The following is a 24,999-nucleotide window of genomic DNA, read 5'->3' on the forward strand; positions in this document are numbered from 1 at the left end:
TGAGGAAAAATGCATGTTCGGTGCGAGCCTTATCGCGGGACAAGCCCGCTCACAGAGTGGACTCTATGGAAGCGGGCTTGCCCCACGATGGCCGTAACGCTTTCTATCAGGCTGTCCGCACCTGAGGCCCTTTCACCCGTTGCAACTCCAGCCCATCGAGCAGCGCCTCGACCAGCGCCTTGCTGGCATCCAACGCATGGTCGTTACCCAGCAACAGGTCATGGCATGTCCCGTTGGCCAGTTGCAGGGCTTTCAGATTGCTGGCGGCCGCACCCTTGAGCAGGGTGGAGAGATGAACGAGGGCGTCTTCGAGTTCCACACCGCCAGTGACGGTGAACACAGGCGGGTGGCTGTGCTCGCAGCTACCGAACGGGGCGGGTGCCGTGGTGCTGCGGCGTGGTGGGTCGGGGATGGCTTTTGTCATTGTGTCGCTCCTTGATTCAATGGAGCCGCCACTCAACGTGACCAAACGAATGGGTGGCGACTGTACGCGGGTTGGTCAACCGGGAATCAAGGAAACCGGCGCGCACGAAGGCGCCCCACGCACAGCCGCCATAACACGAAACAGCCAGGCACAAAAAAGCGCCAACCGAATCGTATTGTGGGCGCTTGTGCGCCTTGATTAATCGCAGGTGACCAAACCCGGCTGCTGGATTTACAGCAGCGCGCAAAGGGTACCGGCCCTGGGGAAGCGTTTCAAGGCTTGTGCATGTCTAGATACATTTGCGGGGCTGCCATGGGGCCCGGCTTTAGTTCGGAGGTGGGTATGAGATCGAGCGCCGCCCGCGCGGCGCCCGATCTTACAGCCGCCGCAGCGACTACGACATACGCTCCCTCACACCTCCAACGCCATTCTCAACACCGCACTCAAATGCCGCCGCTGGCTCTTCTCATGTTCCAGCAGCACCACTCTGCGCACCAGCTGTGGCTCGCCGAACGGCAAGCGTATGGCCGGCGGCAATCGCTCCAGATCATCATCGGCCATGGGAATGATCGCCACCCCCAACCCCAAGGCGGCCATGCGCGCCAGGGCTTCCTGGCTGTCGAGCTCCATCTGCTCGCTGACCTGCAAACGCTGCCGGCGCAGCTCCTGTTCGATCTGTCGTCCTGCCCAGGCACGCTTGTCGAAGCGCAGGAACGGCTGGCTGGCCAGCAGTTGCGTCAGGCTCTGGCCCGCAAGCTCGGGGCTGGCGATGGCCCAGAAACGGTCCTCGAACAACGGCGTGTAATGCAGGCCTTGTGGGTAGGGCGGCACCGGTTCGGTGGTGATCGCTGCGTCGAGCTCGCCATCCTCGACCCGGCGCGCCAGTTCCGCCGACATGCCGGAAAACACGCTGATGTGCAGCTCGGGATGATTGGCCTTGATCCACACCAGCGCCTTGGGCAGACGCCGTGCCAACACAGTATGGATCGCACCGATGCGCAACCGCCCGCGCAAGCTGGGGCCGCAGGCCAAGGTGTCGGCCAGCTCGTCATAGGCGGCGAGGATACTCTCGGCACGCGCCACGGCCAGTTGCCCCGCCTCGGTCAACACCACCTGACGACGGCTACGGTCGAACAGGGCGACCTGCAGCTCGTCTTCCAGGGTCTTGATGTGCAGGCTCACCGCCGAGGGCGTGAGGCTGAGCATGTCAGCGGCACGGGCGAAGGTGCCGTGGCGGGCAATGGTCACCAAGGTGCGCAGGGCTTTGAGGGACACGCGGGTGACTCCGGAGGCGACGATGGGCGCACGTTACAGGCCCAGGGCCGGGTGCGGCAAGCCATTGGCCAGCGGGTATGTGCGCCGAGCCGGCTTTTATACAGCGTGCGAACTGTCTCGAAGCGCCAAGGAGAAACGCTACTCGTCAACGCGGTTATGCCGATAGACAACTCGCAGCCTTGCCAGTCTTTTTATCGTTTCACCTTGATTAGGATCCTCGCACACAGCACAGGACAGCCGGGAATGACTTCCTGATGTCGCGGGCGCCGTCCACTGGAAGCCCTATCGGTATTTGACGAGGAGATTGCCGATGCCTGATACCCCACAGGTTTTGCATCGAAATACACCCACCGTTGCAGTTGTCGACAATCGTGGCCTGACTGTCCGCACTATCGTTTATTGCCGCCGACCCGATGAACTGCAGGTGACGGATGAACGTATCACCTATCAGCAACACGACTCCCGAGGTGTCTTGGAACGCAGCGCCGACCCTAGGTTGGCCACGGCTGGCCGGGCGAATTTCACCTACTTGACGGATCTTGCCGGCACGGCCTTGCATACCCGCAATGTCGATGCCGGTATCTCGATAACCTTCAACGACGCCGCAGGCCGCCCTTTCCTGGCGGTGTCCCAGATCGGCATCGACGCGCAGGGCAACGAGGACTGGAGCCAGGCGGTTACCCGCACCTGGAGCTATGAAGACAGGATGCTGGCCGGTCGCCCAGTGGGCGTGACGGAGCAGGTGGCCGGCAACCCTGCGCGGGTGACCGAGCGCTTCGTCTGGGCCGGCACTACAGCACAAGCGCAAGCCAATAACCTGGTCGGGCAGGCGGTCAGCCATTACGACCCGGCCGGGCTGGTGAAAACCACTAGCATCACCTTGAGCGGTGTGCCGAACGCGGTGACCCGGCAGCTACTCAAGGAGGCCGACAATCCCGAGGTCGTTGCCGACTGGCAGGGCGAAGACGCTTCTGATTGGGACACCCGTCTGGCCCTCGAGACCTATACGACCCAGACCTCGGCAGACGCCACGGGCGCGTTGCTGACGACCCTGGATGCCGCAGGCAACCTGCAACGGGTGGCCTATGACGTGGCCGGCCAACTCAGGGGCAGCTGGCTGACGATCGCGGGCAAGGCCGAGCAGGTCATCGTCCAGTCCGTCAGTTATTCCGCCGCCGGGCAGAAACTCCGTGAGGTGCATGGTAATGGTGTGGTGACCACCTACACCTACGAGCCTGACACCCAGCGCCTATCGTCGATCAAGACCGAGCGCCAGGGCACTGGCGCGAAGGTGCTGCAGGACCTGCGCTATGCCTACGACCCGGTGGGCAACGTGCTCAAGATCCGCAACGACGCCGAGGCCACCCGGTTCTGGCGCAACCAGAAAGTGGTGCCGGAAAACACCTACACCTACGACAGCCTCTACCAACTGGCCAGTGCCACGGGCCGCGAAATGGCCAACGCCGGCCAACCAGGCCGACACCTCCCGCACGTCACCCCCTTCGACAACACCACCTACACCCCATACACCCGCATGTACCGCTACGACACCGCAGGCAACCTGCTGCAGGTCCGTCACAGCGCCCCCGCCACGAACCACAACTACACCACCGACATCACCGTCAGCGACCGCAGCAATCGGGCTGTGCTGAGCACGCTGGCCCAGGAGCCGTCGGCTGTCGAGGCGCTGTTCACCCCCGGCGGGCAGCAGGCCGTGCTGTTGCCGGGGCAACCAGTGGTCTGGAGCTCGCGCGCCGAGCTCAAGCAGGTCGTGTCGGTGAAGCGCGAAGGTGCTACGGACGATGGTGAAAGCTACCGCTATGACAGCCATAGCCAACGGGTGCTGAAAGCCAGCACCCAGCGAACGGCCCGCAGCACCCAGTCCCAGCGAGTGATCTACCTGCCAGGGCTGGAGCTGCGTACCCACACCCATGGCGGCACGCTCACGCAAGACCTGCAGGTGATGACGGTGGGGGAGGCCGGTCGTGCGCAAGTGCGGGCATTGCACTGGGCGGCAGGAAAACCCGACGACCTCGCGAACGATCAACTGCGCTACAGCTACGACAATTTGCTGGGCAGCAGCGCGCTGGAAGTCGATGGCGCCGGCAACCTGATCAGCCAGGAAGAGTACTACCCCTTTGGCGGCACGGCGGTATGGGTGGCGCGTAATGAAATCGAGGCGAGCTACAAGACCGTGCGCTATTCAGGCAAGGAGCGCGATGCCACGGGGCTTTATTATTACGGCTATCGCTATTACCAGCCGTGGGTAGGCCGATGGTTGAGTGCAGATCCAGCGGGGCCTGTGGATGGCTTGAACTTATTCTGGATGGTTGGGAATAACCCAACTTCTGCCATCGATAGAGATGGACGAGTGTTAGAAAAGGTCATGCGTTTTTTGAGCGAAAGAGGTCCATCACCTCTCGTCCAAGAGTTTCAGAGCTATGCGCGTGCGGTCAATGCTAATCAGCAAGAGGGGGTTGATGAGGCCACAAGACAAAGAGATGGAGAGATCTTGGGCCAGCTAGCGTCTAAGAGTAAAGATTTGCCTGCACTGATGATTTATACAGAGGGAGGGAATGATGCATATCGGTTACTCAATGGGCATTTGCGTGGCACACTGTCAGACGGGGATGAGGAGCAGTTTCGTCAATCGTATCCGAATCTTGTCAAGGAACTTAAAGACGAAGTTTCAGGTCTTGAAGACTATGAGGGTGTTGCCTACCGAATGCTGACGGTTCCGCCGGGTGTATACGGGAGGCAGATAAGAGAAAATGATGTTGTGATCGATCAAGGGTATATGTCGGCATCCGCATTGCTTCGCAATACGACTGGGTGGGGGGATTGGGCCACGACGCTGGCAGGCACGGGAGATGATCAAGTAGCACTGGTGCTGGATGAAACCGTGCCTAAAAAGATGGCGCCCACCACATTCTTGGCCGATCACATCTTAATCACCCCTTATACACAACTGAAAGTAAAGGAGATCAGTAAGACCGGCAACGGCATGATGGTGGTGAGGTTAAAGGGCGCGGATCACGCCTATCGGCATGATGTGAAAGATATCTACTCTGGTGAGGTTAGACTCGAGCGAAATACAACGTGGTTGGCTGATAAATTGAGGGTTTGCCTTTGAAACGTGATGGTTCTAGCTCGACTGGGAAGCTAGCCCGGGAAATACCAATGCTTAGCACTGTATCAGCGTTGAACAAAAGTACTCCAACAGTCACGGTAGTCGACAACCGCGGCCTGACCGTCCGCATTGTGACGTATCATCGCCATCCCGATGTGCCGCAGGCGGCAGAGCAGCGCAGTACTTGGCACTGTCATGATGCCCGTGGTTTTCTGTCATGCAGTGCCGACCCGCGCCTGGCGCAAGGCGGGCGATCGAACTTCACCTACCTGACGGACCTTGCCGGTACGGTTTTGCAAACTCGCAGCGTCGATGCGGGCACCTCGATAACCCTCAGGGATGCCGCCGGGCGCCCTTTCGTGGAGGTGGCCCAGGTTGCTACCGACGAAGGCGGTAACGACGACCTGAGCCAGGCGGTTACCCGTACCTGGCAGTACGAGGCCCCGTCCCAGGCCGGCCGACCGCTGAGCGTGACGGAGCAAGTGGCCGACAGCGAGGTACGGATTGCCGAGCGGTTCGTCTGGGCACAGGTTACGCAACAAGCACGGGACCATAATTTGCTCGGGCAGGCGACCCGCCATTACGACCCGGCGGGTCTGGCGCAGGCGAACAGCTTTGCCCTGACGGGTGTGCCGATCTCAACGACCCGGCAGCTGCTCAAGGATGCCGACAATCCTGATATCGTCGCCGACTGGCAGGGCGAAGAGGAGGCGCAATGGGACACCCGACTGGCCCCCGAGAGCTATACGACCCAGACCACGGCAGACGCCACAGGCGCGACGCTGACGACCCTGGATGCCGTAGGCAACCTGCAACGGGTGGCCTACGACGCGGCCGGCCAGCTCAGGGGCAGCTGGCTGACGATCGCGGGCAAGGCCGAGCAGGTCATCGTCCAGTCCCTGAGCTACTCCGCCGCCGGGCAGAAACTGCGCGAGGTGCATGGTAATGGTGTAGTGACCACCTACACCTACGAGCCCGACACCCAGCGCCTGTCCTCGATCAAGACCGAGCGCCAGGGCACTGGCGCGAAGGTGCTGCAAGACCTGCGCTATGCCTACGACCCGGTGGGCAACGTGCTCAAGATCCGCAACGACGCCGAGGCCACCCGCTTCTGGCGCAACCAGAAAGTGGTGCCGGAAAACACCTACAGCTACGACAGCCTCTACCAGCTGGCCAGTGCCACGGGCCGCGAAATGGCCAACGCCGGCCAACAAGGCCGACACCTTCCGCATGTCACCCCCTTCGACAGCACCACCTACACCTCGTACATGCGCACGTACCGCTACGACACCGCAGGCAACCTGCTCCAGATCCGTCACAGCGCCCCCGCCACGAACCACAACTACACCACCGACGTCACCGTCAGCGACCGCAGCAACCGGGCCGTGTTGAGCTCGATGACGAAGGCCTCGTCGGCTGTCGAGGCGCTGTTCACTCCGGGCGGGCAGCAGGCCGTGCTGTTGCCGGGGCAACCACTGGCCTGGAGCTCGCGAGCCGAGCTCGAGCAGGTCGTGTCGGTGAAGCGCGAAGGAGGTACGGACGACTGCGAAAGCTACCGCTATGACAACCATAGCCAGCGTGTGCTGAAAGCCAGTACCCAGCGAACGGCCCGCTGCACTCAGTCCCAGCGAGTGATCTACCTGCCAGGGCTGGAGCTGCGTACCCACACCAATGGCGACACGCTCACGCAAGACCTGCAGGTGATGACGGTCGGGGAGGCCGGTCGTGCGCAAGTGCGGGTACTGCACTGGCAGGCAGGAAAACCCGACGATCTCGCGAACGATCAACTGCGCTACAGCTACGACAACCTGCTGGGCAGCAGCGCGCTGGAGGTCGATGGCGCCGGCAACCTGATCAGCCAGGAAGAGTACTACCCCTTTGGCGGCACGGCGGTATGGGCTGCGCGTAATGAAGTCGAGGCAAGCTACAAGACCGTGCGCTATTCAGGCAAAGAGCGCGATGCCACTGGGCTGTATTACTACGGGTATCGCTATTACCAGCCTTGGGCAGGGCGATGGCTGAGTGCAGATCCCGCGGGTGCTCTAGATGGGCTAAACCTCTTTTGTATGGTTAGGAACAACCCAGCTACCTACCTTGACCCTGATGGTCGAGTGACCATTAAGAATCATTCGGTCGCGGACGGAGCATTGCTAACGGAGCTGTTTGAAGATGGTCATGTGTTGTATGGTCTGAGGGCGCCAATATTGTCAGCTGTGTCTGAATTGATGAGTTCCGGTTTTAGGTCGGTAGGGGGCGAGGGTGGGCAAAAGACAAATATATTTTATCAAGGGCAAATGACCGATGGCGTGTGGGATGGGGCGCTTCGGCCTACAAAATATTCGTCCGATGCCGATATAGAGCGAGGGTTCAATGACGCTGGAAGAGTCTTGGGGTTCAAAAGGTTTCTCAAAGGGCACCCTAGGTACAATGTTCGGAACCAGAGTGATGCAAAGCGTTTGAAGTGTACCTATTCTAAAGATGTCCATGTGGGGCTTTGGAAACGAACAAGCAAGGCGGGGCTTGAGTTCCAGCTTCTTGTGCGCAAGGCTCCGGTTCACTTTTTGATGGACGGTCTTGAAATAAACGAGATTGTTTCGAAGCAAGGAGGCGGTGGTCAAAGTGTGACGGCCAGTGAACTTCGCTGGTTGTATCGGCGCCGAGAGCTTCTGGATGTCAAGGGAAATGTGTTTTTTTATCGGGGCGGTAAGAAAATATCCCATGCCGAAGTGTTTGGAGACCCACAGTGGCAGAGGTATATCCCGAAAGAACGGTCCTGTCAGCAGGGCAATGGGCGCAGGTCTAATGGAGTGTTTGGTGCGTTGAGGAGGTATATTCGAAGTCGTTTTCAATAATGCGTATAAGCATCAGCAGGATGGGTGAGACTACCAACGATTGGGTCGGTTCAGACAGTCGAAGAATTTCAAGGTTGCCTTGATTGCGGCGTTCAAGTGGTTTTGTTGCATCATCGATCCAACGCCCCCACCACCTGCTCGACACTAACCTTCAAACCACCAATGGCATCCTCCGGCTCGCTGTCGATCACCACCAGCCGGGCGCCACCGGCCGCGATCGCGGCGGCCAGGGCCGGCTCTGGCTGGCGATGGTGCAGCACCAGCGCGACGTCCTGGGCCTTGAGGTTGTCGGTCAGCGCTTCCAGTGTGGCTGCGTCCCATTGGTCACCGGCGGGCAGTGGCTGCTCCACCCTGTCCAGGTTCAGGCCGCTAGCCAGGTAGCTCAAGCGTTCGGACAGGCTGACCACGCTGAGATTGTCGATCTCGGCCAGGCGTGCCTGCGACTCGGCGGCCAGGGCCAGCAGTTGGCGCTTGAGGCCGGCCAGGTTGGCCTGGATCTTGTCCTTGTCGCCGGGCGACAGGCGCTCCAGGTCATTGGCCAGCACATCGGCCATGCGCCCCAGGTTGGTCGGGTTGAGCCAGGGGTAGCGGGCGAAGGCTTCGTCGCCCTGGACCGCGATGCCCGGCAGGGCGCCGTCCACCGGGCGTGCGGCATCGATCTCGACGATGCGGATATTGCTGCGCCGGGCCATGGGGTAGAGCGGGTCGTCGCGCCAGATCGAGCGCAGGCCGATCACCGCGTCGGCCTGCTGTGCGGCCTTGTGCAGGCTGGCTCCGCCGCGACCGCTGAAATACGACGGCTGGCGTGTGGCCGGCAGGTTGGCCGGGGCGGCGCGCTTGAGCTGCACCGAGGTGCCCTCGAGCAAGGCGGCCGCCAGGCTGTGGGTCACCGGCAAGGTGGTCAGCACTTCGCTGCCGGCGGCGTGGGCGAAGCTGGGCAGGCCGGCCAGGGCGAGGGCCAGGATCAGGTGCTTGAAGTTCAGGGTCATGCCGGGGTTCCTTGCAGACGAGGGACGAGGGCGCGGGCCAGGGCCGCGAGGGCGAAGCAGGCGCCCGCGACCAGGATGATCGCCGCGCCCGACGGCACGGGCAGGTCGAAGACGATGGGTAGCAGGATGCCCAGCACGGTGCTGAGGGTGGCGATGGTCACCGCGATGAAGAAAAAGCCCTTGAGCGACTGGCTGACCAGGCGCGCTGCCGCCGCCGGGATCACCAGCAGGGCGCCGACCAGGATTGCCCCGATCACCTTCACCGAGGCCACGGTGACCAAGGTCACCAGCACCACGAACAGGTAGTCCAGGGACTTCACCGCCACCCCGCGTACCGCCGCCAACTGCGGGTTGAAGCTGGCCAGCATGATGCGGTTGTACAGCGGCAAGGCCAGCGCCAGGACCAGCATCGCGACGATGCCCAGCACCACCAGGTCCTGGCCGCTGACCGTCAGCACCGAGCCGAACAGCACGTTCTCCAGGATATGCACGTTGATCTTGCCGGCCAGCATCAACAGCAGGCTCGCACCCAAGGCCAGGGACACCGAGAGGAACACGCCGATCAGGGTATCCGGCGACAACCCGGTGCGGTTGCGCAGGAAATTGAGCAGCAGACCGAACAGCAGGCAATAACCGAACAGGCTGCCGTAGGGCCCGGTATAGGGCTCGCCGAGCAGGATGCCGATGGCCACGCCGGTCAGCGCGGCATGGCCGACCGCCTCGGAGAAGAAGGCAAAGCGCTTGACCACCACCAGGGTACCCAGGCCGCCCAGCACGGGGCCGATCATCAGGCCGGCGAGCAGGGCGTTGATCACGAAGCCGTAGGCCAGCGCCTCCGGCAGATAGCCTGCCGTGGCCCAGCCCTGGATCAGTTGACGGAAGGTTTCATCGCTCATCAGGCCAGGCACTCGCTGCGAGGGTGGACGGAAAACAGGCCCAGCAGGCGTTCCGGAGTCAGGGCCTGGGCAGGCGGGGCGTCGAACAGTACCTGGCGGCTCAGGCCGGTGGCCCGGTCGGCCAGGCGCAGCACTGCCTCCAGGTCGTGCTCGATCCACAGCACCGTGGTACCGGCCTGGCGCCAGGCCTGCAGCAGCTGCTCGAACACCTGGATGCCTGCTTCGTCGAGGGCCGCCATGGGCTCGTCGAGCACCAACAGTTGTGGGTCGGGAATCAGGCCCTGGGCCAGCAGCACACGCTGGCGTTCGCCACCGGACAGCGCGCCCATGCGCCGCTTGCGTTTGTCGAGCATGCCGACCCGTGCCAGGGCCGCATCAATGGCGGGCCGGGCGTGGCGAGCCAGGCCGAGGAAGGCCGGGCGCTGCTGGCACAGGGCAGCCATGAAGTCGTCCACGGTCATCGGCAGGCCCCGGTCGAACTCCAGGGCCTGGGGCACGTAGCCGATCACCTCGCGTGGCCCTGGCCAGTGCAAGGTGAGCCGGCCCTGGTGGGGCATCTGCCCGAGCAAGGTCTTGACCAGCGAACTCTTGCCGCCGCCGTTGGGGCCGACGATGGCGTGCACGCTGCCGGGGGCCACGCTGAAACACACCTGTTCGAGGATGCGTGTACGCCCCAGGGTCAGGTCGATGCCGTCGAAGTCGATGCGCGGCCCGCAGGCGGCAGTGAGGTTGGCGGCGGTCACGTGCGGGTCTCCTGGATGGCGCGCACCACGGTGTCGAGGTTGCGCTTCATCTCCACTTCGTACTTGCCCTGGGTGTACTCGCCGTAGGAGATATGGGTCAGCGGGTAGATGCGCACACCCGCCTCGCGCTGAATGGTCTCGACGTACGCGGACGGGAAGTCCATCTCCGAGAAGATCACCTGCACGTCCAGGGCCTTGAGCTGGTCGATGGTCTTCTTCAACTGGGCCGGGCTCGGCTCGATGCCATGGGCCGGCTCCACCACCGCGGTCACCTCCAGGCCGAAGTCGCGCACCAGGTAGTCATAGGCGGCATGGATGGTGGCCACGCGCAACGAGGCCTGCGGCGCCTGGGCGACCTTGGCCAGCGCCTCGGCGCGCAGCGTACGCAGGCGCTTGGCGTAGGCGCGGGCGTTGCTGCGGTAGAAGGCTGCGTTGTCCGGGTCGAGGGTGCCCAGCTCGCGGGCGATGTTGTTGACCTGGGCGATGGTGGCGCTGATCGACAGGAAGGTGTGTGGGTTGACCACCTTGCCCGCACCCCGGGCCGCGATGCCGGTGGCGGCCAGCAGCGGCACGTTGGCGTTGGACTCGATGGTCTTGATGCCGGGCTTTTCGCTGGCAGCGATCATGCGGTCGGCGAAGTCGTCGTGACCCACACCGTTGAGCACGATCACGTCCAGGGTGCCGATGCGCTTGATGTCCTCGGCCCGTGGCTCGTAGGCATGGGGGTTGAAGCCGGCCGGAATCAGCGGCACCACCTCGGCCTTGTCGCCCACGATGTTGCTCACATAGCTGTAGTAGGGGTGCAGGGTGATGCCAATGCGCAGGGGCTTGCCGTTGTCGGCCAGGGCCAGGACGGGCAGGGCGCAGGCCAGGAGCAGGGCGAGGGCGGAGCGGAGCATGGGGAGTCCTTGGGTTCAGTGGCGGTGTTGGCGGGTGACCCCGGCGTCGTAATGGCTGACCACCTGTTGCCAGCCTGCGGCGATCAGCGCGGCGGGGGCGAGGTCGTCGGGTACCAGGGCGCTGCGGTCGCGCCGTAGCCAGACGTCGGCCGGTTGCCCCTGGCTTGAGGGCAGGATCAACAGGAAGCTGCCGGCGACCGCGGCATCCTGGCTACGGCCCAGGTACGCGCCGCCTGGCAACCTTTGCCAGTGATGCTGCCCGCGGCGCTGGCTGCTGGCGTCATGGGTGAAGGGCGGCAGACCGTCCTCGGCCAAGGCCTCGACGGCCGGCAGGTGGCCGCTGTCTTCGTGCAACAGCTGGATTTCTTCGACCGCCACCCAGAGGTCGGTGTAGATACCTTGCTCGGCCGCGCTGAGGTCGCGGCGGGCGTCGATCTGGTGGCTGGCGATGGCCACCTCGTCCTGGCGTTCGCCGCGCAGCGCCACCACCGTGGCGGCAAGGGCGACGATCAACAAGGCACTGAGCAGCACGTAGAGGGTTTCGTGCCCGGCGCCGGCGGGGCGCACCACCTGGGCGCGGCTCATGGCGCAGCGATGTCGGCATGGTCGACTTCCACCACATGCCCGGGGCCGGCGTCGAACAGCACGTAGAATTCACCGTCAGGGCGCGTGAAGGTCAGGGTCGAGTCATCGCCCAGCTTGCCGCCGACCAGTACCTGCTCATCGTAGCCGATCACATCCAGCGTCACCCCGGGGGCGCCGCTGCCATCGGAAAAACCACCCTTGCAGGTGATCTGCTCGCCGGATTCGGTGCATTCGCACATCGGGTTGTGGGCCATTGCCGGCGTCGCGGCCAGGGCCAAGAGCGGCAGGGCGAGCCTGCGCAGCAGTGGTTTCATTGCTTGCCTCCTTGTTGCTCGAGCCAGGCGACGGTAGCTGGCGATGCCTTGGCCAGTGGGACCGAGGCCTGGTGCAGCTGGCCGTCCCAGCCTTCGATGGTGATCCACAGGTCAGCGTCAGGGCGGGTACGCGGCGGCACCGGCAGCGAGGTGCCCATGCGGTACGCCGGGCCGAAGAACAGCGTGCCGGCGGCGCGCAGGCTGCGGGGTTTGCCGACGCGCAGGTAGACAGCCTTGGCGCCCTCGACGCACTGCGTGCACAGCGCGGCGTTGAATGGCTTGAAGTAGCCCGCCGGGCCATTGGGGCGCGGTGCTTCGTCGCGCAGTTCGGCCAGGTCCAGACGGTAGGGCCCCACCTGGATATCGCGGATCAGGTTGGCCCCCAGACCGGCATCGCCGCGAAACAGCTTGGCGTCGGCAAAGTACTTGGGCATGAAGCCCAGGGGGATGAGGATCAGCAGGATGTTCAAGTGGAAACGCCACTTCAGCCAGAACTGCTTCAGCGGGCTGGCGGGCAGCGTACGTGCCTGGCTCATGGGCGGGCCTCCACGGTGCTGTGGGTGCGCGGATGGGCCCCGCGCTCGCTACGCTTGAGGGCTGCGGCGGTGGCCTGGGCGGTGCGCTTGGTCCAGATCAGCAGGCCGCTGAACACCATCAGGGTCAGGATCAGGCCGAAGAAAGCCCAGACCAGCTTGATCGCCAGCCCGCCGAAGTCGCCGGTGTGCAACGGGCGCATGGACTCGGTGACGAATTCCAGGGCCGAGCGGTCGCCGAGCAGGAACTGGCTGTCGACATTACGGGTATAGGGGTTGACCTCGGCGGTCTGGAACATCAGCGGGTACCAGCCACGCCCGCCCAGGCTGATGTGGCTGTAGGCGGTGCCCGGCAGGGTGATGAAGCTGATCTCCAGGCCCGGGATGGCCTGCTGGGCGATGCGTGCGGCTTCGTCCAGGTCGATGCGTGGTGCCGGGCTGCCGTCGGTGGTGCGCGGCACCTGCTCGCGGGCGATCACCGGCACCACCGGCTCGCTGGAAAGGCTGACATGGTTGTCGCCCAGGATCGCCTGGATCAGGAACCAGGTGCCGGTGATGGAAATGACCGCGATGAACCAGATCGACCACAACCCGGCCAGGCGGTGCAGGTCGCCCCAGAAGATGCGCGAGCCTTGGCTGCGGCGCGGCAGCTTGAAGAACCCCTTCCAGAATTTCTTGTACACCACAAGGCCCGTGACCAGCGAGGCGAGCATCGGCAGGCCGAGCAAGGAGACCAGGTACCAGCCCCAGCTGTAGCCGTTGGTGAAGGGCACCAGCCACCAGCCGTGCAGGGCACGGGTGAAGGCTTCGAAGTTGAAGTCGGGCATCCTGCCCTGGATGGCGCCGGTGTAAGGGTTGACGTAGAGCGTCGGCGCGGTGCCGTCGGGGTAGGTCACGGCGGCCTTCAGGGCGAAGTGCGAGCCATCGGGCTGGCTGAGAAAGCGCACGGCCATGTCCGGTTCGGCTTGGTGCAGGGCATCGAGCACCTGCTGGTAGCTCAGGCGCCGGGCATCGTCGTTGGGCTCGTTGGCGCGCACGTCGGGGTTGGCCAGCCAGACGATCTCCTGGCTGACCACCGCGAGCATGCCGGTGAAGCAGACGATCAGCACGAAGAACCAGATCGGCAAGGCGAGCCAGCTGTGGACGAGGAACCACAGTCTGGACTTGGATTTTTTCGTTTGTCGGGCCATCGGTCTGTTCTGTTGTAAGGGGAGGGGCGAGCCGAGGCTCAACCATGGGGCTGCAACAGATAAGACGAATGAGAATCGAAAACCCGACCGGGTAAATGCAAGAAAATGTTTCAGACAGGTGCCGGCGGCCGTTTAATTTTCCCCGTTGGCCATCCGTTTCCCTGGGATATCGACCCTCCAAGGCTCGTGCCCAATCGAATGGATGACTGCTGATGAATGCCCAAGACGCGTTGAAACTGGCCCGCCGCTATATCGACCTGCCCCTGGAGAAGCGGCGGCTGTTCTTGCAGGCATTGCAGCGCGAGGGCGTCGACTTTGCCCAGTTGCCCATCGCTGCGGCCGGGCTGCCGGTCGAGCGCCAGCTGTTGTCCTATGCGCAAAAGCGTATGTGGGTGCTGTGGCGACTCGACCCGCAGGGCGCCGCCTATAACCTGCCGAGCGCGGTACGGTTGTGCGGTACCTTGGACCGTGGCGCGCTGGAGCAGGCGTTCGCCGACCTGGTCGAGCGACACGCGACCCTGCGTACGCTGTTCGTCGATGCGGGCGAAGGGCAGGTGGGCCTGGCCGAGGCCTGCGCCCCGCTGACCATTGGCTACGCCGACCTTGGCGACCTGGCGCCCGAGCTGCGTGAAGCGCAGGTGCAGGCGCTGGCGCAGGAGCAGGTGTTCGCGCCCTTCGACCTGGGCCGTGGGCCGTTGCTGCGGGTCAATCTGTTGCGCCTGGCGGACCAGGAGCATGTGTTGCTGGTCACGCTGCACCACATTGTCTCCGATGGCTGGTCGATGAATGTGCTGATCGAGGAGTTCAGCCGCTGCTATGCCGCGCGGGTTGAAGGGCGCGCGCCGCAATTGCCCACCTTGCCGATCCAGTACGCCGACTATGCCCTCTGGCAGCGCAGCTGGCTGGAGGCCGGAGAGCAGGCGCGCCAAGTCGCCTGGTGGAGGGAATACCTGGGCGAGGCCTGCCCACCCCTGGCGCTGCCCCTGGACCACCCCCGTCCGCAGATGCCCAGCTACCGAGGCCAACGCCACGAGCTGGCGCTGGACCAGGCCCTGGCCGAGCGCCTGAAACAGGTGGCCCAGGCGCACCAGTTGACGCCGTTCATGGTGCTGCTGGCGGCGTTCGCGGTGCTGCTGGAGCGCTACAGCGGCCAGGGCGATGTGCGCATCGGCACACCGATCGCCAACCGTAATCGCAGCGAGGTGGAGGGGCTGATCGGCTGCTTCGTCAACACCCAGGTGCTGCGCGTGCAGGTCGACCCCGGGCAGACGGTGGCCGAGCTGCTGGCCGCGACCAGGGCCTGCGCGCTGGGCGCCCAGGCCCATCAGGAGCTGCCGTTCGAGCAGTTGGTCGAAGCCCTCGACCTGCCGCGTGGCGATGGTCACAACCCGTTGTTCCAGGTCATGTACAACCATCAGCCGCAGGTCGCCGATGTCGATGCCATGCGTGTGGACAGCGCGCTGACCTTGCAGGCCATCGAGCCGACCCACCGTACCACGCAGTTCGACCTGACGCTGGACACCTATGAAAAAGGCGGCCGGCTGCACGCGGCGCTGACCTATGCCACCGACCTGTTCGAGGCGGGCAGCATCGTGCGCATGGGCCGGCATTGGCTCAACCTGCTACGGGCGATGCTGGACGACCCTGGGCAAGCGGTCGGCAACCTGTCGATGCTCGAGGCGAATGAGCAGCGGCAAGGGCGCGAATGGAACGACACCTTCACTGCATATGACCTGGCCCTGGCCGTGCACCAGCGTTTCGAGCGGCAGGCCGCGGCCCAGCCCCATGCCCCGGCCCTGACCTTCGCCGGCCAACAGCTGAGCTACGCCGAGCTCAACGTCCGGGCCAACCAGCTGGCGCACCTGCTGATCGCCCGTGGCGTGGGGCCGGATGTGCTGGTCGGCATCGCCGCCGAACGTTCGCTGGAGATGGTGGTGGGCCTGCTGGCCATCCTCAAGGCCGGTGGCGCCTACGTGCCGCTGGACCCGGAATACCCGCGCGAGCGCCTGGCCTACATGCTCGAGGACAGTGGCGTGAAGCTGCTGCTGACCCAGCGCCGGCTGTTGGCCGAGCTGCCGGTGGAGGGCGTCGACTGCCTGCTGCTCGATGCGCTTGAGCGGGATGCGCAGCCGACCCACAACCCGGACGTGGCGGTGGACGGCGAAAACCTGGCCTACGTGATCTACACCTCAGGCTCCACCGGCAAGCCCAAGGGAGCCGGCAACCGCCATGCCGCGCTGGTCAACCGCCTGTGCTGGATGCAGGACGCGTACGGGCTGACCACGGCAGACACCGTGCTGCAGAAGACCCCATTCAGCTTCGACGTGTCGGTGTGGGAGTTCTTTTGGCCCTTGATGGAAGGCGCACGGCTGGTGCTGGCGGCGCCGGGCGAGCACCGCGATCCGGCGCGCCTGGTCGAGCTGATCGAGGCCGAGGCGGTGAGCACGCTGCACTTCGTGCCGTCGATGCTGCAAGCGTTCCTGCAAGACCCGGGTGTCGAACGTTGCCGCAGCCTGCGGCGCATCGTCTGCAGCGGCGAGGCGCTGCCGGTGGATGCGCAGCAGCAGGTGCTGGCGCGGCTGCCGTGGGCCGGGCTGTACAACCTGTACGGCCCGACCGAGGCGGCCATCGACGTGACCCACTGGACATGCCTGGACGAAGGCCGCGACAGCGTGCCGATCGGCCGCCCGATCGCCAACCTGGCCTGCCATATCCTGGATGCGAGCCTGGAGCCGGTCCCGGCGGGCGTGCTGGGTGAGCTGTACCTGGCCGGCGTGGGCCTGGCCCGGGGTTACCACCGCCGCCCGGGGCTGAGCGCCGAACGCTTCGTCGCCAGCCCGTTCGTGGCGAGGGAGCGGATGTACCGCACCGGCGACCTGGCGCGCTACCGGCCTGATGGGGTGATCGAATACGCCGGTCGCCTGGATCACCAGGTCAAGCTGCGCGGCCTGCGTATCGAGCTGGGCGAGATCGAGGCGCGGCTGCTGGCGCATGCCTGGGTGCGCGAGGCGGTGGTGGTCGCCGAGGACGGCAAGCGCCTGCTCGGCTATGTGGTGCTGGCCGAAGAACATGCCGGTTGGCAGCAAGTATTGGCGGCTCACCTGGCCGGGCACCTGCCCGAGTACATGGTGCCGAGCCAATGGCAGGCCTTGGCGCGCATGCCGCTGAGCCCGAACGGCAAGTTGGAGCGCCGTGCGTTGCCGAAGATCGAGGGCGGGGCCCAGGCGGCCTACGTGGCGCCACAAGGCGAACGGGAACAGGCCCTGGCCGAAGTCTGGGCGCAGGTGCTGCAGGTGTCGCAGGTCGGGCGCGACGATAACTTCTTCGAGTTGGGCGGCGATTCGATCATGGCCATCCAGCTGGCCAACCGCGCCCGCCAGGTGGGCATCGACGTCAGCCCTCGCGACCTGTTCCAGCACCAGAACGTGCGCAGCCTGGCCCTGGCGGCCGGCGTGCTGGGCGAGCAGGCGGTCGACACGCAGCTGGCCGAAGGCGAAGTGCCGCTGACGCCCGTGCAACAGCTGTTCTTTGCCTTGCCTGACTTCAACCGTGACCACTGGAACCAGTCGCTGTTGCTCGCGCCTCGCCAGGCCTTGCGCGCCGATTGGCTGGCGCAGGCGCTGGGTTGGCTGTGCCAGCAGCACGATGCCTTGCGCCTGGGCTTCGACCGGCAAGGCGACACATGGCGCCAGGCCTACCGTGCGCCGGCAAACGATGAGCTGCTGTGGGTGCGGGAAGTCGATTCGCGGCAGGCCCTGGAGGTTATGTGCGATGCCACGCAGCGCAGCCTGTCGTTGGCCCGGGGCCAGCTGCTGCGCGCGCTGCTGGCACGCCTGCCGGACGGCAGCCAACGCTTGCTGCTGGTCATCCATCACCTGGCGGTAGATGGGGTGTCTTGGCGGATCCTGCTCGAAGACCTGCAACAGGCCTATGCGCGCTTGGCGGCCGGGCAGCCGCTGGCGCTGCTGGCCAAGACCACCAGCTACCAGGCCTGGGCGCAGCGCCTGCACCGTTATGCCGCCGAGCAGCAGGCCCAGGTGGGCTGGTGGCAGGCGCAGTTGGCAGGTGCTCCCGAGCAGCTGCCGGTGGACCACCCCTGCGCGCTGGCGCTCAATCGCGACAGCTGCAAGCTGGCACTGAACTTCGATGCCGAGCTCACGCGGCGTCTTCTGCAAGAGGCGCCGGCGGCCTATCGCACCCAGGTCAACGACCTGCTGCTGACCGCCCTGGCCCGTGCCGTTGCGCGCTGGAGTGGTCAACAGCGGGTTTTGCTTGAACTCGAGGGGCATGGCCGCGAACAGTTGTTCGACGATGTGGATACCGGGCGTACCGTTGGCTGGTTCACCAGCCTGTTCCCGGTTGCCTTGCAGGTGGAGGAGGGGCTGGCCGCCTCGCTCAAATCGATCAAGGAGCAGCTGCGCGCCGTGCCCGACAAGGGCGTAGGTTTCGGCATCCTGCGCTACCTCGGCGAAGCACAGGTGCGCGAAGCCCTGGAGGCGCTGCCGCGACCGCGCATCACCTTCAACTACCTGGGGCGGTTCGACACCCAGTTCGACGCACAGGCCGCCTTCGTACCGGCCGCCGAGTCGGCTGGGCAGGCTCAGGACGATGGCGCGCCGCTGGGCAATGGGTTATCCGTCGAAGGGCAGGTCCACGATGGCCGCCTGAACCTGCAATGGACCTACAGCACCCGGATGTTCGAGGCGCCTACGGTGCAGCGCCTGGCCCGACTGTACGAGGAGGAACTGCTGGCCCTGGTCGAGCACTGCTGTGACCTGCGCCACGGCGGCCTGACCCCTGCCGATTTTCCCCTGGCCGGCCTGACCCAGGCACAGCTGGACGCCTTGCCTGGCGATCCACGTGGCTTGCAGGACCTCTACCCGCTGTCGCCGATGCAGCAGGGCATGCTGTTCCACAGCCTCTACCAACCAAGCAGCGGTGCCTATATCAACCAGTTGCGCCTGGACCTGGAAGGCGTCGACCCGCAGTGCCTGCGAGCGGCCTGGCAGCACACCGTGGATGCCCACGATAGCCTGCGCAGCGCCTGCCTCTGGCACCTGGAGCGGCCGCTGCAGCGCGTTTGGCGGCAGGTGCTGGTGGACTGGCACGAGCATGACCTGCAAGGGTGCGCCGATGCCGCGCAACGCCTTGACGCATTGGCGGATGACGCACGCAGGCAAGGTTTCGCCCTTGACCAGGCGCCACTGCTGAAGCTGCAGCTGGTCCAGCTGGCGCCTGGGCGCCACCAGCTGATCTATACCCATCATCACCTGCTGATGGACGGCTGGAGCAACGCGCGGGTGCTGGTGGAAGTGCTGAAGCGCTACCAGGGCGCCGTGGTGCCCCGCCCGGTCGGCCAGTACCGGGACTACATCGCCTGGTTGCAGCAGCAGGACCCCGCCGCAAGCGAAGCGTTCTGGCGTGCGCAACTGGCGCCACTGGACGAGCCGACCCGTTTGGCGCGCAGCGTGCACCCGCTGCCCGCAAGCGACGCGCCGGGGCAGGGCGAACACCGCCAGCAGCTGGACAGCACCACCCTGGCCGCCTTGCAGACCTTCGCCCGTGAGCAGCGTGTCACGCTCAACACCTTGGTGCAGGCGGCCTGGGCTTTGTTGCTGCAGCGCTATACCGGCCAGGCCTGCGTCGCCTTCGGTGCCACCGTGGCCGGCCGCCCGGCGGGGCTGCCCGGCATCGAGGCGCAGGTCGGGCTGTTCATCAACACCTTGCCGGTGGTGGTCGAACCCGCCGGCCACCTGCGCCTGGGCCAGTGGCTGCAAGCACTGCAGACCGGCAACCTGCGCCTGCGCGAACACGAGCACACGCCGCTGCTGGATATCCAGCGCTGGGCCGGTTTCGGCGACGCGCTGTTCGACAGCCTGCTGGTGTTCGAGAACTACCCGATCGACCAGGCCCTGGGCGAGGCCACGCCGGCGGGCTTGCGCCTGACGCCGCTCGCCAACCAAGAGCAGACCAGCTACCCGCTGACCGTGTCCGTTGTCGCTGGGCAGACCCTCGATGTGCATTACCGCTATGCCAGCAACGCGTTCAGCGCCGACTCCCTGGCGGCCCTGGCCGGGCACCTGGAGCACCTGTTGCACCAGTTACCGAGCCTGGGCAGCGAGGGGCGGTTGGGCGATCTCGGCCTGTTGTCGCCTGATGCCTTGGCGTTGCAGGTCCGCCCGTGGAATGCGCCCGTGGCCTGCGCCGAAGAACCGGCAACGGTGCATGACCTGTTCGAACGGCAGGCGGCCCGTACCCCTGACGCCTTGGCGTTGCTCCATGAGTGCGATGAATGGTCCTACGCCCAGCTCGAGGCCCAGGCCAACCGCCTGGCGCACGCACTCTTGCGGCGCGGTGTGGCCGCCGAACAACGGGTAGCCATCGGCATGGCACGTACGCCGCAGATGCTGGTGGCGATGCTGGCGGTGCTCAAGGCTGGGGCCGCCTATGTGCCGCTGGACCTGGACTACCCGGGCGAACGCCTGGCCCATATGCTCGACGATAGCGAGGCGGTCTGGGTGCTGGGCGATGGGGCGGGCGAGGCCGTGCTGGCCCCGCTGGCGGGCGCGCGGCTGCTGGACGTAGCTGCCTTGCTGGCCTCGGCCGACCTGCCTGACTGCAGCCCGGCCCTGGTCGTGCCGGCCCAGCGCCTGGCCTATGTGATCTACACCTCGGGGTCGACGGGCAAGCCGAAGGGCGTTGCCATCAGCCATGGCAATGTCCAGGCGCTGGTGCAGTGGTCCCGTGGCGTCTATAGCCGGGATGACCTGCAGGGTGTGCTGGCCAGCACTTCGATCTGCTTCGACCTGTCGGTGTGGGAGGTCTTCGTCACCTTGGCCTGTGGTGGTTACTGCGTGTTGGCACGCAATGCCCTGGCCCTGGCAGACTTGCCGGCACGCGACCGGGTGCGCCTGGTCAACAGCGTGCCGTCGGCCGTCGTCGCCTTGGAGCAGGCGGGGCAGATCCCCGCCAGCGTGCGCATCGTCAACCTGGCCGGCGAGCCGCTGAAGCAGTCGTTGGTCGAGCGCTTGTACCGGCGCCCGGGGCTTGAGCGGGTGCATGACCTGTACGGCCCCTCCGAGGACACCACCTATTCCACCCACGCTCTGCGCCGGCCTGGGGGCCAGGCGTGTATCGGTCGGCCCTTGGACAATACCGTAGCCTATGTGCTCGACACCCAGGCCCAGCTGCTGCCGGTGGGGCTGGCCGGCGAGCTGTACCTGGCCGGGGCGGGCTTGAGCCGCGGCTACCTGAACCGCCCTGGGCTCACCGCTGAGCGCTACCTGCCCGACCCGTTCGCTGGCGGTGGCCAGCGCATGTACCGCACCGGCGACCTGGTGCGCCAGGGCGGGGAGGGTGAGCTGTACTACGCCGGGCGCCTGGACCACCAGGTGAAAGTGCGTGGCTATCGCATCGAGCTGGGCGAGCTGGAGGCTCGCCTGGTGCAGGTGCCAGGTGTGCGTGCCGCCGTGGTGGTCGCCCAGCCTCTGCAGGGCGGTGTGCAACTGGTGGCGTACCTGGAAGGCGAGGTGGCCGGCGCCGAGGCGGTGCAGGCGTCGCTGCGCCAGACGTTACCGGACTACATGGTACCGGCGCATGTCCTGTGCCTGCCGGCGCTGCCGTTGACGCCCAATGGCAAGGTCGATCGCAAGGCCTTGCCGTTGCCGAGCCTTGGGTACGATCAAGGGCTCCATGTCGCCCCACGCACGGCGCTGGAGCGAGCGCTCGCGTCGATCTGGGCGCAGGTGCTGGAATGCCCGCAGGTCGGCCTGCAGGACCGTTTCTTCGCCCTGGGCGGCCACTCGCTGTTGGCGACCCGGGTCATGGCCCAGGTGCGCCAGCAACTGGGCATCGACGCGCCGTTGCGGCTGTTGTTCGAGCATGAACAGTTGCAGGCGTTCGCCACGGCCCTGGCGCCTTTGGCGCGCGGCGGGCAGTCGCAGATCGCCCGGGTGTCACGCGAGCAGCCGCTGGCGTTGTCCTACGCCCAAGAGCGGCAATGGTTCCTCTGGCAGCTGGAGCCGCGCAGCAGTGCCTACAACCTGCCGCTGGCCTTGACCTTGCGTGGCCACCTGGACGTGACGGCACTGGGGGAGGCCTTCGCACGCCTGGTGGCCCGCCATGAACCGTTGCGCACCTGTATTCGCCTGGTCGATGGGCAACCGCGTCAGGTGATCCTGGCACCTGCGGGGCTGGCCTTGCCGGTCGAGCACGTCGAGGCCGGGGCGGGCCTGGCGGCGGTACTGGCCGAGGAGGTTGCCCGGCCGTTCGACCTGGAGAATGGGCCTTTGCTGCGGGTGCGCCTGTATGCGGTGGCCGAGCAAGAACATGTGCTGTTGCTGGTGCAGCACCATGTGGTCACCGATGCCTGGTCCATGCAGTTGATGGTCGGCGAACTGGTCGATGGCTATCGCGCCGCCTGCGGTCAGCAGGTGTCGGCGCAGCCAGACCTGCCGGTGCAGTATGCCGACTACGCCGCTTGGCAGCGGGCCTGGATGGAGGCCGGCGAACGCGAGCGCCAGCTGGCCTACTGGCGCGAGCAATTGGGTGACGAGCAACCTGTGCTGCAGTTGCCCTACGACCACCCACTGCCGGCCCAGCCGACCCTGCGCAACGGCCGCCTGCAACTGCAACTGCCAAGGCAGCTCGGCGAGGCGCTCGCAGACCTTGCGCGCAAGCGCGGTGTGACCCCGTTCATGCTCCTGCTGGCCAGCTACCAGGTGCTGTTGCAGCGCTACAGCGGCCAGGACGACATCCGCGTCGGTGTGCCCACGGCCAACCGCAACCATGCCCAGACCCAGGCGCTGCTGGGCTTCTTCGTCAACACCCAGGTGTTCAGGGCGCGGCTGGATGCCAGCCAGTCGTTCACAGCCCTGCTCGAACAGGTACGCGAAACCGCCCTGCAGGCCCAGGCCCACCAGGACCTGCCGTTCGAGCAGCTGGTCGAGGCCTTGCAGCCTGCCCGCAACCTGGGCCACACCCCGTTGTTCCAGGCGCTGTTCAACCACCAGAGTGCCCGCGGCGACGACCTCGCCGAGGCGCTGCCGGCGCTTTCGATCAGCCGCCTGGACCTGCCGCCTCGCACCGCGTTGTTCGACCTCTCGCTGGACACCTGCGAGTCTGCCCAAGGCTGGTCCGCCACGTTCAGCTACATGGCCGAACGCTTCGAGGCGGCGACCATCGAGCGCCTGGCCAGGCACTGGCTGAACCTGCTGCAGGGCATCGTCGCCGCACCGGACGAGGCGTTGGGCAACCTGTCGATGCTCGATGCCTGCGAGCGCCAAAGCGTTGCGCTCAATGGCCCGGCCCAGGGCGGATCGATGCAGCGCCCGGTCCATCGGTGGGTGGAGGACTGGGCGGCGCGTACACCGCAGGCGCCCGCGGTGCGCTGCGGCGAGGAACGCCTGGACTATGCGACCCTCAACCAGCGCGCCAACCGCCTGGCCGCGGCACTCATCGCCCAGGGCGTGGGCCCCGAAGTGCGGGTGGCCATCGCCCTGGAACGCTCGCCGCGCATGCTGGTGGCTTTGTTGGCGGTGCTCAAGGCCGGCGGCGCCTACCTGCCGCTGGACCCGGAGTACCCGGCCGAACGCCTGGCCTACACGCTCAAGGACAGCGGTGCCGGCTTGTTGTTGAGCGAGGCGAGCGTGGTCGGGCAGTTGCCGGTCGAAGGCATGCAAGTGCTGTTGTTCGAAGAGACTACCGCGCAGGGCGAAATCGGTAATCCGCAGGTAGAAACAGACCCGAACCACCTGGCCTACGTCATCTACACCTCCGGCTCCACCGGCCAACCCAAGGGCGTGGCGGTGGCCCACGGGCCGCTGGCCATGCACGTGCAGGCCATCGCCGAGCGTTACGAGATGCGCCCGGACGACTGCGAACTGCACTTCATGTCGTTCGCCTTCGACGGTGCCCATGAGCGCTGGCTGACCTGCCTGACCCAGGGCGCCAGCCTGCTGGTGCGCGACAACACGCTGTGGACGCCGGAGCAGACCTACGCACAGATGAAGGCCCACGGCGTGACCGTGGCGGCCTTCCCGCCAGCGTACCTGCAGCAACTGGCCGAACATGCCGAACGCGAGGGTCAGCCCCCGGCGGTGCGGGTGTACTGCTTCGGTGGCGACGCCGTGCCCCAGGCCAGCTACGAGCTGGCACGCCGGGCCCTGCGCCCGACCTACATCATCAACGGCTACGGCCCCACCGAGACGGTGGTGACGCCCTTGCTCTGGAAGGCCGGGCAGGGCACCGAGTGTGGCGCAGCCTATGCGCCCATCGGCGAGCGCGTCGGCCTGCGCAGTGCCTACGTGCTGGATGGCGAGCTGAACCTGGTGCCACAAGGCATCGCCGGGGAGCTGTACCTGGGCGGTGAGGGCCTGGCGCGGGGTTACCTGGGGCGTGCCGGCCTGAGCGCCGAGCGCTTCGTGGCCGACCCGTTCAGCACGGGCGGGCGGCTGTACCGCACCGGTGACCTGGTGCGCCAGCGCGCCGACGGGGTGATCGACTACCTCGGGCGGGTGGACAACCAGGTGAAGATCCGTGGTTTCCGTATCGAATTGGGCGAGATCGAGGCGCGCCTGCTGGAGCAGGCCGGGGTGCGCGAGGCGGTGGTGCTGGCCCGCCCGGGCCTGAGCGGCCAGCAGCTGGTGGCCTATGTGGTGCCCGACGAGGCGGACGACCCAACCCTGCGCGAGCGCCTGCGCCAGGCCCTGCGTGCGCGGCTGCCGGACTACATGGTGCCAACTGCCTGGCTGCTGCTCGAGCGGCTGCCGCTGACCCCGGCCGGCAAGCTGGACCGCAAAGCCTTGCCGGCGCCGGACCTGGCCCAGGGCGCCTACGAGGCGCCCCAGGGCGAACTGGAAACCCGCCTGGCCGAGCTCTGGGCCCAAGTGCTCAAGCTCGAACGGGTCGGGCGCACCGACAACTTCTTCGAGCTGGGCGGGCATTCGCTGCTGGCCATGCAGGTGGTGGCCAGGGCCCGCGAGCTGTGGCAGCTCGACCTGCCGCTCAAGACCCTGTTCAGCCACCCGGTGCTGGCCGAGCAGGCCCAGGCGCTCGCGGCCTTGCAGCAGGAACAGGCGCCGGTGCAGGACGCCTTGGCTAAATCCTTGGCGGCCCTCAAACGTTTATCAGCCACTGAGCTTGAAAAGCTGCTTTCCGAATGAGGGTCAT

General features: G+C 65.8%; 13 protein-coding genes. 3 read left to right on the forward strand and 10 right to left on the reverse strand.

Annotated features, from left to right (window positions below; genetic code table 11):
- Nucleotides 1-106 precede the first annotated feature (106 nt).
- Nucleotides 107-424, reverse strand: a complete 318-nt coding sequence (locus K8374_RS10580; RefSeq protein WP_224458984.1) for a DUF3077 domain-containing protein — start codon at nucleotides 422-424, stop codon at nucleotides 107-109.
- A 411-nt stretch (nucleotides 425-835) separates the two neighbouring features.
- Nucleotides 836-1,699, reverse strand: a complete 864-nt coding sequence (locus tag K8374_RS10585) for a LysR family transcriptional regulator (protein ID WP_224458985.1) — start codon at nucleotides 1,697-1,699, stop codon at nucleotides 836-838.
- 310 nt (nucleotides 1,700-2,009) lie between these two features.
- Here K8374_RS10585 and K8374_RS10590 point away from each other — a divergent pair, with 310 nt between their 5' ends.
- Together K8374_RS10590 and K8374_RS10595 are read left to right on the forward strand one after the other, a co-directional pair.
- Nucleotides 2,010-4,832: an RHS repeat domain-containing protein gene (locus tag K8374_RS10590; RefSeq protein WP_224458986.1), complete on the forward strand. Its 2,823-nt coding sequence runs from the start codon at nucleotides 2,010-2,012 to the stop codon at nucleotides 4,830-4,832.
- A gap of 47 nt (nucleotides 4,833-4,879) precedes the next feature.
- The gene (locus K8374_RS10595) at nucleotides 4,880-7,681 is read left to right on the forward strand and encodes an RHS repeat-associated core domain-containing protein (RefSeq protein WP_224458987.1); all 2,802 of its coding nucleotides are present in this window, start codon (nucleotides 4,880-4,882) and stop codon (nucleotides 7,679-7,681) included.
- 110 nt (nucleotides 7,682-7,791) lie between these two features.
- On the opposite strand, the gene K8374_RS10600 is transcribed toward K8374_RS10595, so the two are convergent.
- From K8374_RS10600 to K8374_RS10635, 8 genes are read right to left on the reverse strand one after another with little or no spacing between them, the layout of a single operon-like run.
- Nucleotides 7,792-8,664 carry a metal ABC transporter solute-binding protein, Zn/Mn family gene (locus K8374_RS10600; RefSeq protein ID WP_224459309.1) on the reverse strand — a complete coding sequence of 291 codons (873 nt, stop codon included), beginning with the start codon at nucleotides 8,662-8,664 and terminating at the stop codon, nucleotides 7,792-7,794.
- Between the two features lie 2 nt (nucleotides 8,665-8,666).
- Nucleotides 8,667-9,566 carry a metal ABC transporter permease gene (locus K8374_RS10605; RefSeq protein ID WP_224458988.1) on the reverse strand — a complete coding sequence of 300 codons (900 nt, stop codon included), beginning with the start codon at nucleotides 9,564-9,566 and terminating at the stop codon, nucleotides 8,667-8,669.
- Nucleotides 9,566-10,309 (reverse strand): metal ABC transporter ATP-binding protein, encoded by a 744-nt coding sequence (locus tag K8374_RS10610; protein ID WP_224458989.1) that lies wholly within the window; start codon nucleotides 10,307-10,309, stop codon nucleotides 9,566-9,568. Before K8374_RS10610 ends, K8374_RS10605 begins: the two co-directional genes overlap by 1 nt.
- Complete coding sequence (locus tag K8374_RS10615) at nucleotides 10,306-11,208, reverse strand: metal ABC transporter substrate-binding protein (protein WP_224458990.1); 903 nt, start codon at nucleotides 11,206-11,208, stop codon at nucleotides 10,306-10,308. The genes K8374_RS10610 and K8374_RS10615 overlap by 4 nt, the downstream gene beginning before the upstream one ends.
- A 15-nt stretch (nucleotides 11,209-11,223) precedes the next feature.
- Nucleotides 11,224-11,793, reverse strand: a complete 570-nt coding sequence (locus tag K8374_RS10620; RefSeq protein WP_224458991.1) for a DUF6162 family protein — start codon at nucleotides 11,791-11,793, stop codon at nucleotides 11,224-11,226.
- Nucleotides 11,790-12,107 (reverse strand): hypothetical protein, encoded by a 318-nt coding sequence (locus tag K8374_RS10625; RefSeq protein ID WP_224458992.1) that lies wholly within the window; start codon nucleotides 12,105-12,107, stop codon nucleotides 11,790-11,792. Before K8374_RS10625 ends, K8374_RS10620 begins: the two co-directional genes overlap by 4 nt.
- Nucleotides 12,104-12,643, reverse strand: a complete 540-nt coding sequence (locus K8374_RS10630) for a thiamine pyrophosphate-binding protein (RefSeq protein WP_224458993.1) — start codon at nucleotides 12,641-12,643, stop codon at nucleotides 12,104-12,106. Before K8374_RS10630 ends, K8374_RS10625 begins: the two co-directional genes overlap by 4 nt.
- Nucleotides 12,640-13,830, reverse strand: coding sequence for a PepSY-associated TM helix domain-containing protein (locus tag K8374_RS10635; RefSeq protein ID WP_224458994.1), 1,191 nt, complete (start codon nucleotides 13,828-13,830; stop codon nucleotides 12,640-12,642). Before K8374_RS10635 ends, K8374_RS10630 begins: the two co-directional genes overlap by 4 nt.
- A 212-nt stretch (nucleotides 13,831-14,042) precedes the next feature.
- Between K8374_RS10635 and K8374_RS10640 the strand changes: the two genes are divergently transcribed.
- Entirely contained in the window at nucleotides 14,043-24,992 is a 10,950-nt protein-coding gene (locus K8374_RS10640) for a non-ribosomal peptide synthetase (protein ID WP_224458995.1), read from the forward strand.
- Nucleotides 24,993-24,999: the final 7 nt, after the last annotated feature.

This window comes from Pseudomonas sp. p1(2021b), assembly GCF_020151015.1.
Taxonomy (GTDB): Bacteria; Pseudomonadota; Gammaproteobacteria; order Pseudomonadales; family Pseudomonadaceae; genus Aquipseudomonas; species Aquipseudomonas putida_K.